Genomic DNA, 16,672 nt, shown 5'->3' with positions numbered 1-16,672 from the left:
GCTGATATTGTTTTCTTCCCAATCTCTCTTCAGTTTCTGCGTTTAATGATGGGACCTCACTGAAGCCGGTTTCTACGGAAATACACATGAAAGATCTAACCCTGAGTTATTACGACGCGGAAATGCGCTACCTCCGTGAAGCCGCCAAAGAATTTGCTCAAACCCACCCGGACCGGGCCGCGATGCTGGATCTGGATAAGGCCGGTACACCCGATCCGTATGTCGAGCGTCTGTTCGAAGGCTTCGCTTTCTCGATGGGGCGGCTGCGCGAGAAGATTGACGATGACCTGCCGGAACTGACCGAAGGGCTGGTCAGCATGCTCTGGCCACACTATCTGCGCACCATTCCGTCGCTCTCGGTGGTGGCGTTTACGCCTGCACTTCAGGCGGTGAAAATGGCAGAAGTGATGCCCGCGGGACTGGAAGTGTATTCCCGCCCAGTGGGGCCGAAAAACACGGTCTGCCGTTACCGCACCACCCGCGATGTGATGCTCAACCCGCTGAACATCTCAGGGGTGACCATGACCACCGAGCCTGATGGTCGTTCGCTGCTGCGGATGCGCTTTGCCTGTAGCACGCAGGCGGACTGGTCCCATTCTGACTTCAGTCACCTGAGTCTGTACCTTGGCGCTGATGCGCCCGTCAGCAGCCAGCTGCACCTGATGCTGACCAAACGGCAGGCTGCTTTGTATATGCGTCTGCCGGGCAGACCGACCGTATTCGCCTCGATGGATACTTCTCGCCGGGGGGATTTGCGGAGGAGGACGGGCTGTGGCCAAAAGGTGATACCGCGTTTAGTGGTTACCAGCTGCTGCTGGAGTACTTCACCTTTCGCGACAAATTTATGTTTGTCCACCTCAACGGTCTGGACGGGATCACGCCGCCTGCCGGAGCTGAGTACTTCGATATCGAAGTGGTGCTCAGCACGCCGTGGCCATCAGACCTGCCGGTCACCGATGATGCCGTTCGTCTACACTGCGTGCCAGTGATTAACCTCTTCACCCTGGAAGCGGACCCGCTCACCATTACGGGGCTAGAAAGTGAGTACCTGCTGCGTCCTAAGCGGCTCCAGGACGGGCATACTGAGATTTATTCGGTGGATTCGGTTACCGGTTCAAACCGCACCAGTGATGCCGAATACGTGCCGTTCAGCAGCTTCCGCCACAAGGGCGGGATGATGCGCCGTCATGCGCCACCCCGCTATTACCACACCCGCGTTAAGCGCGGTGTCACCGGGCTGTATGACACCTGGCTTATCCTCGGTGGTCACCAGTGGGAAGATGACCGACTGTTTGAGCGTGAAGCCGTGTCGCTGCAAATCACCGGCACCAACGGCCAGCTGCCGCGCCGGGCGCTGCAGAGCACGCTGCTCGACCGCTGTGAGCAGGTGGTCAGTACACCGCTTTCAGTGCGCAATCTCTGCAAACCCACGCTGCCGGTTTACCCGCCTGCTGAAGACCGTTTCCACTGGCGGGTACTGAGCCACCTGGGATCCGGGTTTCTGAATATGATGAGTACTGCCGAAGTGTTGCGCGGGACGCTGGCACTCTATAACTGGCAGGAAGATGAACTGAATACCCGGCGTCTGGAGGCGATTCAGCATGTGGAGCACCACCGCCTGCAACGGTTTGAGCAGGGCTACCTGCTGCGGGGGCTGGATATCGAAGTGACACTCGACAGCAACGGCTTCACCGGTGAGGGCGATATTCACCTGTTCGGTGAAATGCTCAACCGGTTCTTTGCGCTGTATGCCGATATGAACCAGTTTAACCAGCTCACCCTAATTGTTCAGCCAGAAGGAAAATGCATCCGGTGGAAAGAGAATCACAGTCCGCGTCTGCCCGGCTGATAGCGCAACTGGGGGACCGGCTGCCATATATCAACTTTTACCGCTTCTGCCAGTTGCTGGAACAGAGCCAGCCGGATAAACCGGTCACTGGCAGCACCTGGCAGGTACGGCATGAGCCGGTGCGCTTCCGGCCCCATCCGGGGATGGGCTTTCCGGCATCTGAAATCAAAGGGATTGAGCAGTCTGAGTATTCGTATCTGCCGCCGACGGTGCGCATCACCTTTATGGGGCTCTACGGCGTGGAGTCCCCGCTGCCGACGCACTATATCGATGACATTACCCAGCGACGGGAAGGGTATGAGGCCACCGCGGATTTCCTCGATATCTTCAACCACCGGCTGATTGCCCAGTACTACCGTATCTGGCGTAAATATTCCTACCCGGCGACTTTCGAAGAAGGCGGTAAGGACAATACCTCGCAGTACCTGCTGGGACTGGCCGGGCTCGGGATTAACGGCTGCGCACAAAGCATTGCCACGCCGGCCTCACGCTTTCTGGCGCTTCTGCCGGTCATGTTGCTGCCAGGTCGGACTTCAGAGGGGATGGCTTCACTGGTGCGTCTGCTGGCACCCAATACGCAGGCGAAAATCTGGCACCACGACAAACGCCGGTTACCCCTGAAGAAGCCCCTGACCATAAGCGTCAGCCAGCCCGTCACCCTGACAAACCGTCCGGTGATGGGCAGCTATGCCACCGATGTAAACAGCCAGGTACTGATGCGTCTGACTACCTCTGACCCGGCTGAAGTACAGGGCTGGTTACCGGGTGGGGAGCTTCACACGGACCTGATGGCGCTGCTGCACGTTTATCTTGGGGCTCGCCTGGATGTGCGCCTGCAGTTGTCTGTCGACCGTAGCCTACTGCCGGACGCGACAATGAGCACTAAACCCAACGCCGGAGCAGTGCAGTTGGGCCGCACCGCCGTGATGCGGCCGCTGAATGCGGCGAACACCGTCACGTACCCCCAAACCATAACCATCAATCTTGGCCGCTATGAGCGGGTACAGGAAAATATTCACCGCAGGGAGACTGATGAAGATGGCGATTACCGCTGGTAAATTTCCTCTAGCTGCGCTGGCCGCCAGTATCACACTGATACTGGCTGGCTGTGGGCTGACTCAAAAAGTGACAGACGCACCGTTGCCGTGACCAAATCGATTTTTTATAAGCAAATAAAGACCCTGAATCTGGATATTCGCGCTCGCGAGGCCGTCAACAGCAATGCAGGCGGCGTGGCACTGTCGACGGTGGTGCGTGTTTACCAGCTCAAAGACCGGAAAACATTCGATACGACGGACTACCCGTCACTGTTTAAGGCTGACAGTCAGGCCATTAAAGCAGACCTGGTAGCTGAGAAAGATATCCGCCTGCAGCCGGGTGGGGCGGTCACAGTCGATATGCCGATGGAGGAAAATGCGCAGTACGTGGCGGTGGCCGGGATGTTTATGTCACCGGACCAGGATAATAACACCTGGCGAGTGGTACTCAGTCGCGATGACCTTGATCCGGATAAGGCCCGCGTCATCGAAGCGGGGAACAACCGCCTGACTCTGAAGGCGCTGAAAGATGAGTGAGTCACCCCGTCCGTCACTGTATGAAACACTCTACGGCAACTTCACCGGCGGCCTCGATCTCCATCAGGTCAGTGAACAAAATCAGGTGATTTTGTCCGTGCTCGATAACATGCAACGTATCCTTAACTGCCGTTCAGGAGTGCTGGCGCATCTGCCGGACTATGGTCTGCCCGATATGGCAAAAATACTGCAGGGCATGCCGGGTACCGCCCATGAGCTTATGGGCACCCTGTCGGCCGTTCTGCTCAAATATGAGCCACGGCTGAAGAAAATAACCGTTGTCTTGCTGGAGCAGAACATTCCCGGCGAGCTGCGCTATGCCATTGATGCTGAACTTAAGGGTATTGGCCTCGTGCGCTATGGCACAGAGTTTATGCCCGAAGGGCGGGTTCTCCTGCGACATCTGAAGCAACAGCAGTATCTCGATGCAGCAACCCGAATGTAAGGCCAGATAACACCATGTCAGCAAAATCACAGTTTCTCGAAAAATTGCAGACCAGGCAGCCTGCTCCGGCTTCATCTGTCAGTAAGAGTCAGGCCGATATCGCTGAGTTTCGCCTGCGAATGACGCAACTTCAGGAGCAGATGGACGCTTGGCTGGAGGATACCGGGCTGAATGCGGAGACGCTCAGTACATCCGTTACGGACCTGCTGGTGGAGAACGGGGCTTTTGATATTACCGGTATTATTCTGCGTATCGACGACCGGTCTGTAAAATTTGTGCCGGTATTCCTGTACGGCCAGGGTGTGACCGGGTGTGTGGAGATAACGCTCCATGCAAAAGGATGTATCACTTCCCCGGGCCGCCTTTTCATGCGGGCAGGTCATTTCAGTGAATGGACCTTTACTCCCCCAGGGATGTTACCGCGCACAGGGCAACCTCTTAATGAAAGTACTTTTTTTGGTCTAATTTTAGCGCTTCTTCCATAGCGGTTAACCTGGCAGTACCAGCCGACCCGCGCGAAGTTTCATAAACAGGAAGTACAGCACCACACCACACCACACCCTTCATATAGATATTTAGCCATGAATGACATCAATCCACGAAAAATCAAAACCGGTGGCGACCCTAGAGCGCTGCCGGACTATGCAGCTCTGCGTGATGAACTGAGTAAGCTGACACATCCGGCTCGCCCGGATGTGAACTGGCGTCATGCCGAAAACCTCTGTCTCTCACTGTTTGAACAGAACGGTGTGGAGTTACAGACGGCGGCTTGGTACACCTTAGCCCGCACGCAACTGGCCGGCTTATTCGGGCTCAATGAAGGGCTGACGATACTCGAGGCACTGATAAGCCATCAGTGGGGGACACTGTGGCCTCAGCCAGTCCATGCCCGCATGGAAATCCTCAGCAGTCTGAGTCAGCGCCTTCAGCAACGGATGCGCTCGCTCCCGCTGAATTACAGTGACCTCAGCCAGTTGTATCGGGCGGAGCAACTGCTTACCGGTCTGGGGGCGGTGTTGCAGCGTCTGGAGCTTAAGCATCTGAGCCAGCTCGATACGTTGCGTACCCTGATGCATAATAGTGCTGTTCGGCTGGAAAACAGCGATGGCATAACCAGCACCGGGTCGAACATTCAGCCTGGTGTTGTGTTGCCTGCCACCGTGGTGAATGCTGCGACAGCATCCACGATGGATCTTGCTGGTAGTCCGGCTGAAGATACGCCTGACAGGGCAGTGAAGTGGGTGTACGTTGCGCAGCCCGAGCACCAGGCGAACGTTGAAGTACTGGCGGTAATGCCCACTCCGGTAATAAAGTGGAAATCCTTCGCTGCCGGGTTGTGTACCATGCTGGTAATAAGCGCCGTCGCAGTGTGGAGTTGGCGGTATCTTCACCGGCCTGACCCGCTACAGACTCAGCTTGCTGCCTCACTGGCTCCGTTCCCTGCACCTCTCGCGCCTGAACAGCTGGATATGTTGCGTCAGCAGACCCCATTGTCGAAAGAACTTATTGCCCAAACACAGCAGCAGCTTGCCCGGATGGATAAATTGCCTCCTGACTGGAATATTACTTACAGCCGAAAACTTACAGAACAGGCTCTGGTGCTATGGCCGGAACAGGCTAAGCCCCTGGTACAACAGTTGCAGCAACAGATTAATGTCTCAGTACTTCCTGTCGATACAATGAACGGCTGGCATGAAGGTATGATGCAGCTTCAGGCTCTTGCCGATAAACTGAATGCGCTTGATGGTCAGAGAGGAAAATACATTACCGTCAGTGAACTTAAATCGCAGGTCTTTAGCATACTGACAAGCTTCCGGCAGACCGTCCCCGTGGAAGAACAGCTTCGGCAGTTGAAGCTGCTCCCTGAAGACTCGCAGCTGCGTCAGCAGCAGGTCCGGCAGGCTGAGCAACGCCTCCACGCTCAAATCTCTACGCTGGCGCAGGAAAAACAACGTGACTGATACCAGGGAGGTCTGAAATGGTGGATAAAACGCAGCATCACCGGAATCACCAGACACGGTCGACGGTCGCTAAAATTACGTTTGTGGAACAACACTATGGACAGCTGTCTGCCCGTGAAATCGGTGAGCGGCTTGTGGGGCAGTCCTTGATTTTCCTAACTGTTTACACTTGTTAGTTCTCTGTTTTTTATAAGATTATAAAAATAAGTCCCCTTCCGGTGGGGCCTGCTTTTTATCAGTTAGTTATTCAGCTGGAACTTGTCGTGCCGTGCGTGAATATACGGTGCAACATAACTTTCACGGTTTATGTCCAGATAATCCGACCACCATTGCATCATTTCCATCCGTGCTTCCAGATGCTCCGCTTTGTGTGCATAGGTCGCCTGCACGCCGTTATGCTCTTTATGGCTCATCTGATGTTCGATGGCATCCCTTGACCACAACCCGGACTCTTTTAGGGCGCTACAGGCCATTGCTCTGAAACCGTGGTCATCCACCTCGGTTTTAGTGTCGTAACCAATCACGCGCAGCGCCTTGTTGATGGTGTTTTCGCTCATCGGCTTGTTCAGGGGGATTACCCTGAAAGGTGTGGGGCGCCTTCATTCATCGAACTGAACGACCCGTAATCTGACCCCCAATTTTCCGGATACGAAGGGATAAATCAAAATGCATCGGAAAAGATTCCCGCGCCAATTTATTGAATAAAAACAATATAGTGATTAATAAGGAAGCATAAAAAAGAAGGGGGAGCATGGGCACGGACTACGCCGCAGGCGTTGAACAGCGCGTTCCGCGCTGGCCCCGAAGGGGTGAGCCGCTTGCGGCGAATAATCGAACGGAGTTCGATGGAGAGTCCATACTCCGGAAAGCAAAAAACCAGCCATTAGGCTGGTTTCTTTAATAAGTGGTGCCCGGACTCGGACTACGCCGCAGGCGTTGAACAGCGCGTTCCGCGCTGGCCCCGAAGGGGTGAGCCGCTTGCGGCGAATAATCGAACGGAGTTCGATGGAGAGTCCATACTCCGGAAAGCAAGAAACCAGCCATTAGGCTGGTTTCTTTAATAAGTGGTGCCCGGACTCGGAATCGAACCAAGGACACGGGGATTTTCAATCCCCTGCTCTACCGACTGAGCTATCCGGGCAACGGGGCGCATTAAACCGTATTGGTTTCGCGCCGTCAACGGCTTTATGGGAAATTAGCGCTGACTGCTGACTTTTCAGTCAAAGGCATGCTATCTGATAGATATCATAGACCTGGCTCAACTCAGCGCGCCGTTTAGGCGGCAGCAGGCGATGCGCAAAACGTCCTCCGCCAACCGTTTGGCGACGGCAATATCGGCGATTTGGCGCTTCACCAGCAGTTTGCTCAGACAACCCTCCAAAATCAGCTCCATCTGCTGTGCGACCATCGCGGGGTCATCAATGTCCAATTCGCTCAGCAGCGCCTTGGTATAGCGGTATGACGCCTGCTTTTGCTGTTCGGCCAGTTGGTGAATGGGGTGGTGAATGTCAGGGTAGAAACTGCAGGCTGCAATGAACAAACAGCCCGGATAGCGCCCTTGTTTCACTGCTTCGTTCAACACGTGATAACGCGCCAACAGCTTTTGCTCTACATCCCGCGCGTCGTCCAGCAGCAATCGTCTGCGCCAGCCATCGATCTGCTGACTGTGATAGCGCAGGCTGTCGTACAGCACCGCCTCATCGTCGGGCCAGAACGGCGCCAGTGCATCCAGGGAAATATGCAGACTGTCGGCCAGTTTTTCCCGTGTCATGGCGGTGAAACCATGTTGTTCCAGCAAGGTCAGCGCATGCTCCAGTACTTTTTCCCGTTGCATGTGTTCTCCTCTCATTACGTGGCCGTTAATCAACAAGTGTCGTTGACGGGGGTAGTTTCTGCAAATGCGACCGGAACTGCGCCGCATCCATAAAACCGGTGACGCGTGACCCCGGAATTTCTTTGCCGGAAGCGTCGAAAAAGAGAATGCTTGGCAGGCCGAGTACCTGCAATTGCGTCAATAGGGCATTCTGTTCAGGCGTATTGGCCGTGACGTCGGCTTGTAGGAGCCGTAGGCGAGCCATCTGATGCTGTACTTCGCCGTTACTGAACGTGACCTTCTCAAACGACTTACAGGCGGCGCACCAGTCGGCGTAGAGATCCAGCATGGTAATGCCGTGACTGCCGCGCAGTGCGGTGTTCAGATCGTCCAGATTGTTGATAGGCGAAAAAGCGATGGCGGAAGCCGATTCATCTTTCGACGCAGCTGGGGTAAACAGCCAGTCCTGTATCGGCCTTACGGAGACAAGAGCTCCTAGCAGCAGCAATACTTGCAGTCCGCGTATCCATCTACCTCGTCCGCGTAGGCTGAGGGCCAACGCCCAACCGAAAAACGCAACGCCGAGCAGGCCCCATAGCCGCCAGGCCCAGAGGTCGCCGAACAGTCGCGTTAGCAGGAATATCGGCAACGCCAGCATCGCGAAACCGCAGGCCTCTTTAATATGGTTCATCCACGGACCGCTTTTCGGGAGGATACGGTTGCCAAACAGGGTGACGCCAATCAGCGGTAGCCCCATCCCCAGCGCATAGAGATATAGCGCACCTCCGCCCGCTAGCATATGGCCGCTCTGAGCGATATACAGCAGCAGCGCGCTGAGCGGCGCAGTGGTGCAGGGGGAGCAAATCAGACCGGCGAGCGCGCCCATCAAAAAGACGCCGGATAATGAACCGCTTTCCTGCCGGTTGCTCCAGTCAACGAGGCGCGTTTGCACGGCTGAAGGTAATTGCAGGCTAAAGAGCCCGAACATGGACAGCGCCAACAGGGTGAACAGCGACGCCAATCCAATCAATACATAAGGATGCTGTAGCGCCGCCTGAAAGCGCAGGCCGGCTGCCGCCACGACCAATCCCAGTAGCGTATAGGTCAGCGCCATCCCTTGCACATACGCGAAGGCCAGCAGCAGAGTGCGTCGAGTGGAAAGACGTTCCCGCCGCCCCAGAATCAAGCTGGAGATCAGTGGGTACATCGGCAGCACGCAGGGCGTAAAGGCGACCCCGATGCCGATCACTATGGCCCACCACGGGGAAAACGGCAGCGGTGGCGCGGTGGACGTCGTTTCTCCGTCTGTGTCCCATTTACTGAGCGGGATGTTTTGTTGCTCCGGCGGATAGCAGAACCCGGCATCGGCGCAGCCCTGATAGCTAACCGTTAACGTACTGCCCTGTGGGAGTCCGTCCAGCGGAACATTCAGTTGCAACTGATCCCGGAAAATATCGACCACGCCAAAGAACGCGTCCTGATGCCGTTCGGCCGCCGGAAACTCAATCTTTGTCAGCGTGGTGTTGCCGGAGCGAATCGCTATTTTCTGGCGATACAGGTAATAGCCCGGGTGGACAATCCACTGAAGCTTGAGCTGCTTCCCTTGTTGCTGAAAGTCGAAGACAAACGCCTGCGTGGCGGGCAAAAAACGGGATGTTTGCGCACGTCCGAAGAGATTTTCGGCAGGGGCGACCGCGGTAAAGAGCAATGTGCCGAAGAGGATAATCAGCGTAAGGACGCGTTGAGCCATGAGAGATAATCGTTATCGCCGTCGTGAACCGGAAGCGCCAACAATTCCGGCGTTTGGTAAGGATGTTGCTGTTTCAGCAACGTGAACAGGTCTTGCAAATGCGCCTGGTCGCTTTTCAGAATCAGCTGGATCTCCTGCTGTTGCTCCAATTTCCCTTCCCAACGATAAAGCGAGACGGCGCCCGGCAGGAGTGTGACGCAGGCCGCCAGTTCGGCTTCCAGCGCGGCGGCGGCTAACGATCTGGCGCTGGCGTCGTCGGGGGCGGTGCACAGCACCACCACGGCGTCGCAGGCGATGAGTTCAGACATAATGACCTCGGCAGCGGAAACGTGAAATTATCGCCACACTATACCTTGAGGCCCGCGTGAGCGTAAGCGCGGATCGCGTCGAAAATAGACGCTTCAGGAAATGAGAGGAGTCACTGAATCTCCCTTCGACGTCTGGGTTGTCGCCGAAGGGAGCTGAGAAGGTTACTGCGGTTCGTTTTCGTCGGTATAACGTTTCGCTTTGTAAGCCGGATGCATCAGGTTCTGTACGGAGAAAATATCGTCCAGTTCCGCTTCTGTCAGCAGGCCGCGTTCTAACACGACTTCGCGTACGCTTTTCCCGGTTTCGGCGCAGATTTTACCGACGATATCGCCGTTATGATGACCGATAAATGGGTTCAGGTAAGTCACGATACCGATCGAGTTGAACACGTAAGACTCACAGACCGACTGGTTGGCGGTGATGCCGTTCACGCATTTCTCCAACAGGTTGTAGCACGCGTTGGTCAACATGTGGGTGGACTCAAACATAGCCTGTCCGATCACCGGCTCCATCACGTTCAACTGTAGCTGGCCTGCTTCGGCCGCCATCGTGACGCAGGTGTCATTGCCGATAACCTTGAAGCACACCTGATTGACTACCTCGGGAACGACCGGATTGACCTTCGCGGGCATGATGGATGACCCAGCCTGTAGCTGCGGCAGGTTGATCTCATTGAGACCCGCGCGCGGGCCTGAAGAGAGCAAACGCAGGTCGTTACAGATTTTCGACAGCTTGACCGCCAGACGTTTGAGCGCGCTGTGCACCATCACATATGCGCCGCAGTCGGACGTGGCTTCAATCAGATCTTCTGCAGAAACGCAGGGCAGATGGCTCACTTCGGACAACTTCTGTACCGCCAATTGTTGGTAGCCGTCTGGCGTATTCAGCCGCGTGCCGATCGCCGTTGCGCCCAGGTTCACCTCCAGCAGCAGTTCAGCCGTGCGCAGTAGGTTTTTGTTCTCTTCCAGCAGCAGGATGTTGAAGGCGTGGAACTCCTGACCCAGGCTCATCGGCACGGCGTCTTGGAGTTGGGTCCTTCCCATTTTCAGGATGTTTTCAAACTCTCTGGCCTTGCGCTCGAATCCTTCGCCCAAATGCGTATTGGCATCAACCAGTTTTAGGATCGCATTGTATACCGCGATACGGAAACCGGTCGGATAGGCATCGTTGGTCGACTGACATTTATTCACGTGATCGTTGGGGTTGAGGTATTGGTACTCGCCCTTTTGATGTCCCATCAGTTCGAGGCCGATATTGGCCAGCACTTCGTTGGTGTTCATGTTCAACGAGGTGCCTGCGCCGCCCTGGAAGACATCCACCGGGAATTGATCCAGGCATTTGCCGTTGTCGAGCACTTCGTCGCAGGCGCGAATGATTACGTCGGCGATTTTTCGTGGGATGGTCTGCAGTTCTCGGTTGGCCATTGCTGCGGCCTTTTTCACCATGACCATGCCGCGGACGAAGTCGGGGACGTCGCTGATTTTCTGATTGCTGATGTAAAAGTTTTCAATAGCGCGAAGGGTATGGATGCCGTAATAAGCATCGGCGGGTACTTCTCGGCTGCCCAACAGATCTTCTTCAATACGGATATCGTCTGACATAAAGAGCCTTCTTTTACTCTTCTATAAGTTAGCGTTTATACAGCTTATCGTAATGCCTTTTCCCAAGAGGGGTGGTGTATTTGACCGATATTACCGACTATTCCATTATTATATTCTTAACCTGTGCGTGAAATAGTCGCCTTGATCACATCTGGGCATTCCATGGTCTGTCTCCTGAGTGAATCTTAACGAATAGTCACTCGGCGTGACTATAGCCGAAAAACGATAGCAGCCAAAAAAAACCGCGTACATAGGTTGAAAAGTAGCGTATGAACTACCATCTCAACAGTATTGTAACGAGTTGACGGGCGCGTTGAGTGCTCTTACAGAGAGCCGTTTATGACTGCGTCAATAGCATATTACGAGCGCAAGTTTTAGGAATATACTTTTTATCAATACGTTAAATATCAATTACAGGAGCACCGGGTGCGCTGGATACCTTTAATACTGATTTTCCTGTTGGCCTACATTGAAATCTTCATTTTCATCCAGGTCGCCCACGTGCTGGGTATCGCTATCACGCTGCTGCTGGTGGTGTTTACCTCCTGCCTGGGTGTTTCGCTGGTCCGCAATCAGGGGATCAGAACCTTTATTCAGATGCAGCGAAAAATAGAAGCGGGAGAAAGCCCGGCCGCAGAGATGGTGAAAAGCGTTTCGCTGGTGATGTCGGGATTTCTGCTGCTGGTGCCGGGGTTCTTCACCGACTTCCTCGGTCTACTGTTGCTACTGCCAGCGCTGCAAAAACATCTGACGCTGAAACTGATGCCGCATTTGCATCTCTGGCGTTCGCGCTCGGGTCCGGCAGGATCGCAGGGCGATGTCTTCGAGGGTGAATACCAACGTAAGGATCAACGCCCTGATCGACTAGAGAAACATGATGAAAATGACGACCGCTGATTCAGGCGGTCTTTTTTATTAGCTCTCTGATCTGCTGCGTTTTTTTTCGAGGGTCGTAAAAAAGCGCGAACAAAGCGAAAAAATTTTTCCTTTCTCCCTTGAAGCCCGTCGAAACGTCCCCACTTACTTTTCCACAAGGTCGGATATAAATGCGTATTCGGCATGTTACCTAAACTGACATGGACTTTCTCAAAGGAGAGCTATCAATGAAAATTCGTCCATTGCATGACCGCGTTATCGTCAAGCGCAAAGAAGTTGAATCAAAATCTGCTGGCGGCATCGTTCTGACTGGTTCTGCAGCGGGTAAATCCACCCGTGGCGAAGTCCTGGCTGTGGGTCATGGGCGTATCCTGGAAAACGGTGAAGTTAAACCGCTGGATGTGAAAGTTGGCGATATCGTTATTTTCAATGATGGTTATGGCGTGAAGACAGAAAAAATCGACAACGACGAAGTCCTGATCATGTCCGAAGGCGACATTCTGGCCATCGTTGAAGCCTAATCGCGCGTAATCCTCTGAACTGAACGAATTTAAGGGAAACAACCAATGGCAGCTAAAGACGTAATTTTCGGTAACGACGCTCGAGTCAAAATGCTTCGCGGCGTGAATGTACTGGCTGATGCAGTAAAAGTCACCCTGGGGCCGAAAGGTCGTAACGTAGTGCTGGATAAATCCTTCGGCGCTCCGACCATCACGAAAGACGGCGTATCCGTGGCCCGCGAAATCGAACTGGAAGACAAGTTCGAAAACATGGGCGCACAGATGGTCAAAGAAGTGGCTTCCAAAGCGAACGACGCTGCGGGTGACGGTACCACTACCGCTACCGTACTGGCGCAGTCCATCGTCAACGAAGGCCTGAAAGCCGTTGCCGCGGGTATGAACCCGATGGACCTGAAACGCGGAATCGACAAAGCCGTTATCGCCGCGGTCGAAGAATTGAAAAAACTGTCTGTGCCTTGCTCTGACTCTAAAGCCATCGCTCAGGTAGGTACCATCTCCGCCAACTCCGACGACACCGTGGGCAAGCTGATTGCTGAAGCCATGGAAAAAGTGGGCAAAGAAGGCGTGATCACCGTTGAAGAAGGCACTGGCCTGCAGGACGAACTGGACGTGGTTGAAGGTATGCAGTTCGACCGTGGTTACCTGTCTCCTTACTTCATCAACAAGCCGGAAACCGGTTCTGTTGAGCTGGAAAGCCCGTACATCCTGCTGGCTGACAAAAAGATCTCCAACATCCGCGAACTGCTGCCGTTACTGGAAGCGGTTGCCAAAGCAGGCAAACCGCTGCTGATCATTGCTGAAGACGTTGAAGGCGAAGCCCTGGCGACTCTGGTAGTGAACACCATGCGCGGTATCGTGAAAGTCGCTGCAGTGAAAGCTCCGGGCTTCGGCGACCGTCGTAAAGCCATGCTGCAAGACATCGCGACGCTGACCTCTGGTACCGTTATCTCTGAAGAGATTGGTCTGGAACTGGAAAAAGCGACGTTGGAAGACCTGGGTCAGGCTAAACGCGTTGTCATTAACAAAGACACCACCACTGTGATTGACGGTGTGGGTGAAGAAGCGACCATTCAGGGCCGTGTTGCTCAGATTCGTCAGCAAATTGAAGAAGCGACCTCTGACTACGATCGTGAAAAACTGCAGGAACGCGTAGCGAAACTGGCTGGCGGCGTTGCCGTCATCAAAGTTGGTGCGGCTACTGAAGTTGAAATGAAAGAGAAGAAAGCACGCGTTGAAGATGCCCTGCACGCCACTCGTGCTGCGGTTGAAGAAGGCGTGGTTGCCGGTGGTGGTGTTGCGCTGGTGCGCGTTGCTAACGCCATTCGTTCTCTGACTGGCGAAAACGAAGATCAGAACGTGGGTATCCGTGTTGCGCTGCGCGCGATGGAATCCCCGCTGCGTCAGATCGTCGCCAATGCCGGTGAAGAGCCGTCTGTTGTTGCCAACAACGTGAAAGCGGGCGAAGGTAACTACGGTTACAACGCTGCTAGCGAACAGTACGGCAACATGATCGACATGGGTATCCTGGATCCGACCAAAGTCACGCGCTCTGCTCTGCAGTACGCTTCTTCCGTCGCTGGCCTGATGATCACCACCGAATGTATGGTGACTGACCTGCCGAAAGAAGACAAAGCGGATTTAGGCGCCGCAGGTATGGGCGGCATGGGCGGTATGGGCGGCATGATGTAAGATGCGTTAAGCATCGTAGCATCAGCGCTGGGACAGACTGACTGCGTTCATCACGCCGCAGGTTTCCCCCAGCCCTAATAGCCAATCAAAAACGACCGGGTCAACATTGACCGGTCGTTTTTTTATGCCTTTCGGCGATGCATTTTGCTTGTGTTGTCCTTCTCCTTAAATCGATGGAATGCGCTGTATATTGCTACTGCCTGGTATTGGCGAAATTGATATTTGAGCAAAGAAACAAATGATTAAATACCTTCGTATAAAAAAGGGAAATAAAGGGAAAATGGTGGGTGTCGCGAAAAAAACGCTGGCTCATCAATAACAAAGTTAATTGAATTCTGAGATCTATCCTCGGTGATAAATAAGCCAAGGACGGGGGGATGAATAATGCAGAAAAATTTGTGGAGAGACGGACCCTGTTTTTTCTGACTTCCGACGCGCTGAATTTTATTTGTTAGGGAGAAAGATTATCCATTGCAATTGTGTGGTTTTTTATCTTTACAATCAGATAATTAGCCTTTTTCGTCGCAAGCTGTTCTAATCGCGAAAAGTGAAAATAAGCCGCCCTATTAATAGCTGAATTTTTATTGTATTAATAGCGCATCTAACGAGCGCTGACCCGTAAATACATTCTGGTGTCATTGTATTGAAATATGATGAAATTCAGTTAGGTGGCCGGCGGGAAATCGTTATCCTGAGCTTATGTAACGCGAAAACCGGTTATTAGCTTCGGGCGAGTTTTGGGTGTAACGAAAGTATGAAAATCATGCAGATCATGCATCGAAAGGGCAGAACAAGTTATCAGTGCGCTATTCTACGCTACAATGGAAATCGTTTACTTTATTTACTAAACCCGAGGCGAAGGGGGAACAATGACAGATGAGACTGTAGACCTCCTGCGTCCGGTGACATGGTGTGAGTTCGCCGATGTCCCCGCCGCCGCCGCCGATTGGCTTGGTCATCGAGACTCAATGACCACTCGCTTGGAGATGCATTGCCAGCGTCTTGATGTAGAAGTCATCCGTGAAGGTTTTATCTCGCCGTCGGACTTAGGTGAGGCGTTGCCTTTGTTGCCGGTCAGCGACCGCTTCTGGCTGCGGGAAGTGACGCTGTATGGCGACGGTAGGCCTTGGTTGTTTGGCCGAACGGTGGTCCCTGAGCGCACGTTGCAGATGTCCAACCTCGCGTTGGCACGTATAGGAAGTGCTCCACTTGGGCGATATTTGTTCCAAGCGGGCACACCAGAGCGCGACTTTATCAACCCGGGCCGTCGTGGCGATCTGTGGGCTCGCCGCTCACGACTGCGGTTGGCAGGCCATCCTTTATTACTGACGGAAGTTTTTTTGCCTGATGCCCCTATTTATTCTCCGCTCAGTTCTGATGCTGAACGGTAGAGAGGAGACGATGCGTTGGAACGAATTTTAACGACGGGACGGTGGATGGCGTATTGTCGCCTGATGCGGATCGATAAGCCGATCGGCTCTCTGTTGCTGCTGTGGCCGACACTATGGGCGTTATGGCTGGCGGGGCGGGGCGCGCCGGAGAGCTGGACGCTCTGGGTGTTCGTGTTAGGTGTATTCTTAATGCGAGCCGCAGGCTGCGTCATCAATGACTATGCCGATCGTCATTTTGACGGTCATGTGAAACGCACCGCATCGCGACCTCTACCCAGTGGCATGGTCAGTGAACAGTCTGCGAAAGCGCTGTTCGTGATTTTAGCGCTGGTGTCGTTTGCGCTGGTGCTGACACTGAATACCATGACGATTTGGTTATCGGTCGGCGGGCTGGCTCTGGCCTGGATTTACCCCTTTATGAAGCGGGTCAGCTACCTGCCTCAGGTCGTGCTGGGCGCGGCTTTCGGCTGGGCGATTCCGATGGCTTATTCCGCCGTTAGCGAGTCGTTGCCAATAAGCTGCTGGCTGATGTTTTTGCCTATCTATGCTGGACCGTGGCCTACGACACCGAGTATGCAATGGTGGACCGGGATGACGATCTCAATATCGGCGTGAAGTCGACGGCTATCCTGTTTGGTCGTTACGACACCGTCATCATCGGCATACTGCAGTTATTGATGCTGGGAGCGATGGTGATTTTAGGGCGTATTGCCGATCTTGGCGCGGTGTTCTATTGGTCGTTGCTGGTCGCTGCGGGACTGTTTGTTTATCAGCAAACGCTGATTGCGGGACGGGAGCGAGATAATTGCTTCAAGGCTTTTCGCAATAACAACTACGTAGGGATGGCGCTGTTCATCGGGATTGCGTTGAGTCTCTAGCAAGATGGCCTGCGG

General features: G+C 54.0%; 12 protein-coding genes, 1 tRNA gene and 4 pseudogenes. 11 read left to right on the top strand and 6 right to left on the bottom strand.

Annotated elements, in window-relative coordinates:
* Window positions 1–86 precede the first annotated feature (86 nt).
* The 6 genes and pseudogenes from tssF to AU511_RS07365 all read left to right on the top strand — a co-directional run bounded on the left by tssF (window position 87) and on the right by AU511_RS07365 (window position 5,829).
* Window positions 87–1,849: pseudogene (tssF, locus tag AU511_RS07390) on the top strand (type VI secretion system baseplate subunit TssF).
* A complete protein-coding gene (gene tssG, locus AU511_RS07385; protein WP_094109256.1) occupies window positions 1,804–2,907 on the top strand; it encodes a type VI secretion system baseplate subunit TssG in 1,104 nt (367 codons plus the stop codon). The pseudogene tssF and the gene tssG overlap by 46 nt, the downstream one beginning before the upstream one ends.
* Window positions 2,888–3,423, top strand: a pseudogene (gene tssJ, locus AU511_RS07380) (type VI secretion system lipoprotein TssJ). Before tssG ends, tssJ begins: the two are co-directional and overlap by 20 nt.
* On the top strand, window positions 3,416–3,868 hold the full coding sequence (tssE, locus tag AU511_RS07375) for a type VI secretion system baseplate subunit TssE (protein WP_094109255.1): 453 nt from the start codon (window positions 3,416–3,418) through the stop codon (window positions 3,866–3,868). The pseudogene tssJ and the gene tssE overlap by 8 nt, the downstream one beginning before the upstream one ends.
* Window positions 3,869–3,882: 14 nt before the next feature.
* Entirely contained in the window at window positions 3,883–4,353 is a 471-nt protein-coding gene (locus AU511_RS07370) for a hypothetical protein (protein ID WP_094109254.1), read from the top strand.
* A gap of 96 nt (window positions 4,354–4,449) precedes the next feature.
* Window positions 4,450–5,829: a VasL domain-containing protein gene (locus AU511_RS07365; protein WP_094109253.1), complete on the top strand. Its 1,380-nt coding sequence runs from the start codon at window positions 4,450–4,452 to the stop codon at window positions 5,827–5,829.
* Window positions 5,830–6,068: 239 nt separating this feature from the next.
* On the opposite strand, the pseudogene AU511_RS07360 reads toward AU511_RS07365, so the two are convergent.
* From AU511_RS07360 to aspA, 6 genes and pseudogenes are all read right to left on the bottom strand, one after another.
* Window positions 6,069–6,398, bottom strand: a pseudogene (locus AU511_RS07360) (tyrosine-type recombinase/integrase); the annotation flags it as partial.
* A 496-nt stretch (window positions 6,399–6,894) separates the two neighbouring features.
* Window positions 6,895–6,970: transfer RNA gene (locus AU511_RS07355), tRNA-Phe, on the bottom strand.
* Window positions 6,971–7,087: 117 nt separating this feature from the next.
* Window positions 7,088–7,663 (bottom strand): division control transcriptional repressor DicD, encoded by a 576-nt coding sequence (dicD, locus tag AU511_RS07350; protein ID WP_094109252.1) that lies wholly within the window; start codon window positions 7,661–7,663, stop codon window positions 7,088–7,090.
* Between the two features lie 25 nt (window positions 7,664–7,688).
* Entirely contained in the window at window positions 7,689–9,392 is a 1,704-nt protein-coding gene (locus AU511_RS07345) for a protein-disulfide reductase DsbD (RefSeq protein WP_094109251.1), read from the bottom strand.
* On the bottom strand, window positions 9,368–9,700 hold the full coding sequence (gene cutA / locus AU511_RS07340) for a divalent cation tolerance protein CutA (protein ID WP_094109250.1): 333 nt from the start codon (window positions 9,698–9,700) through the stop codon (window positions 9,368–9,370). Before cutA ends, AU511_RS07345 begins: the two co-directional genes overlap by 25 nt.
* A 162-nt stretch (window positions 9,701–9,862) precedes the next feature.
* Window positions 9,863–11,302: an aspartate ammonia-lyase gene (gene aspA / locus AU511_RS07335; RefSeq protein WP_094109249.1), complete on the bottom strand. Its 1,440-nt coding sequence runs from the start codon at window positions 11,300–11,302 to the stop codon at window positions 9,863–9,865.
* A gap of 426 nt (window positions 11,303–11,728) precedes the next feature.
* Between aspA and AU511_RS07330 the strand changes: the two genes are divergently transcribed.
* The 5 genes and pseudogenes from AU511_RS07330 (at window position 11,729) to ubiA (ending at window position 16,657) form a co-directional block, all read left to right on the top strand.
* Window positions 11,729–12,199 carry an FxsA family protein gene (locus AU511_RS07330; RefSeq protein ID WP_094101715.1) on the top strand — a complete coding sequence of 157 codons (471 nt, stop codon included), beginning with the start codon at window positions 11,729–11,731 and terminating at the stop codon, window positions 12,197–12,199.
* A gap of 206 nt (window positions 12,200–12,405) precedes the next feature.
* Window positions 12,406–12,699, top strand: coding sequence for a co-chaperone GroES (locus tag AU511_RS07325; protein ID WP_026739589.1), 294 nt, complete (start codon window positions 12,406–12,408; stop codon window positions 12,697–12,699).
* A gap of 45 nt (window positions 12,700–12,744) precedes the next feature.
* Entirely contained in the window at window positions 12,745–14,388 is a 1,644-nt protein-coding gene (gene groL, locus AU511_RS07320; RefSeq protein ID WP_094101716.1) for a chaperonin GroEL, read from the top strand.
* Between the two features lie 869 nt (window positions 14,389–15,257).
* Entirely contained in the window at window positions 15,258–15,779 is a 522-nt protein-coding gene (gene ubiC / locus AU511_RS07315) for a chorismate lyase (RefSeq protein ID WP_094109248.1), read from the top strand.
* Between the two features lie 63 nt (window positions 15,780–15,842).
* Window positions 15,843–16,657 (top strand): annotated as a pseudogene (gene ubiA, locus AU511_RS07310) (4-hydroxybenzoate octaprenyltransferase).
* Window positions 16,658–16,672: the final 15 nt, after the last annotated feature.

This window comes from Lonsdalea iberica (assembly GCF_002111585.1).
GTDB lineage: Bacteria > Pseudomonadota > Gammaproteobacteria > Enterobacterales > Enterobacteriaceae > Lonsdalea > Lonsdalea iberica.
The sequence above is the reverse complement of the archived record's forward strand: the minus strand, read 5'-3'. Positions and strand labels throughout refer to the sequence as shown.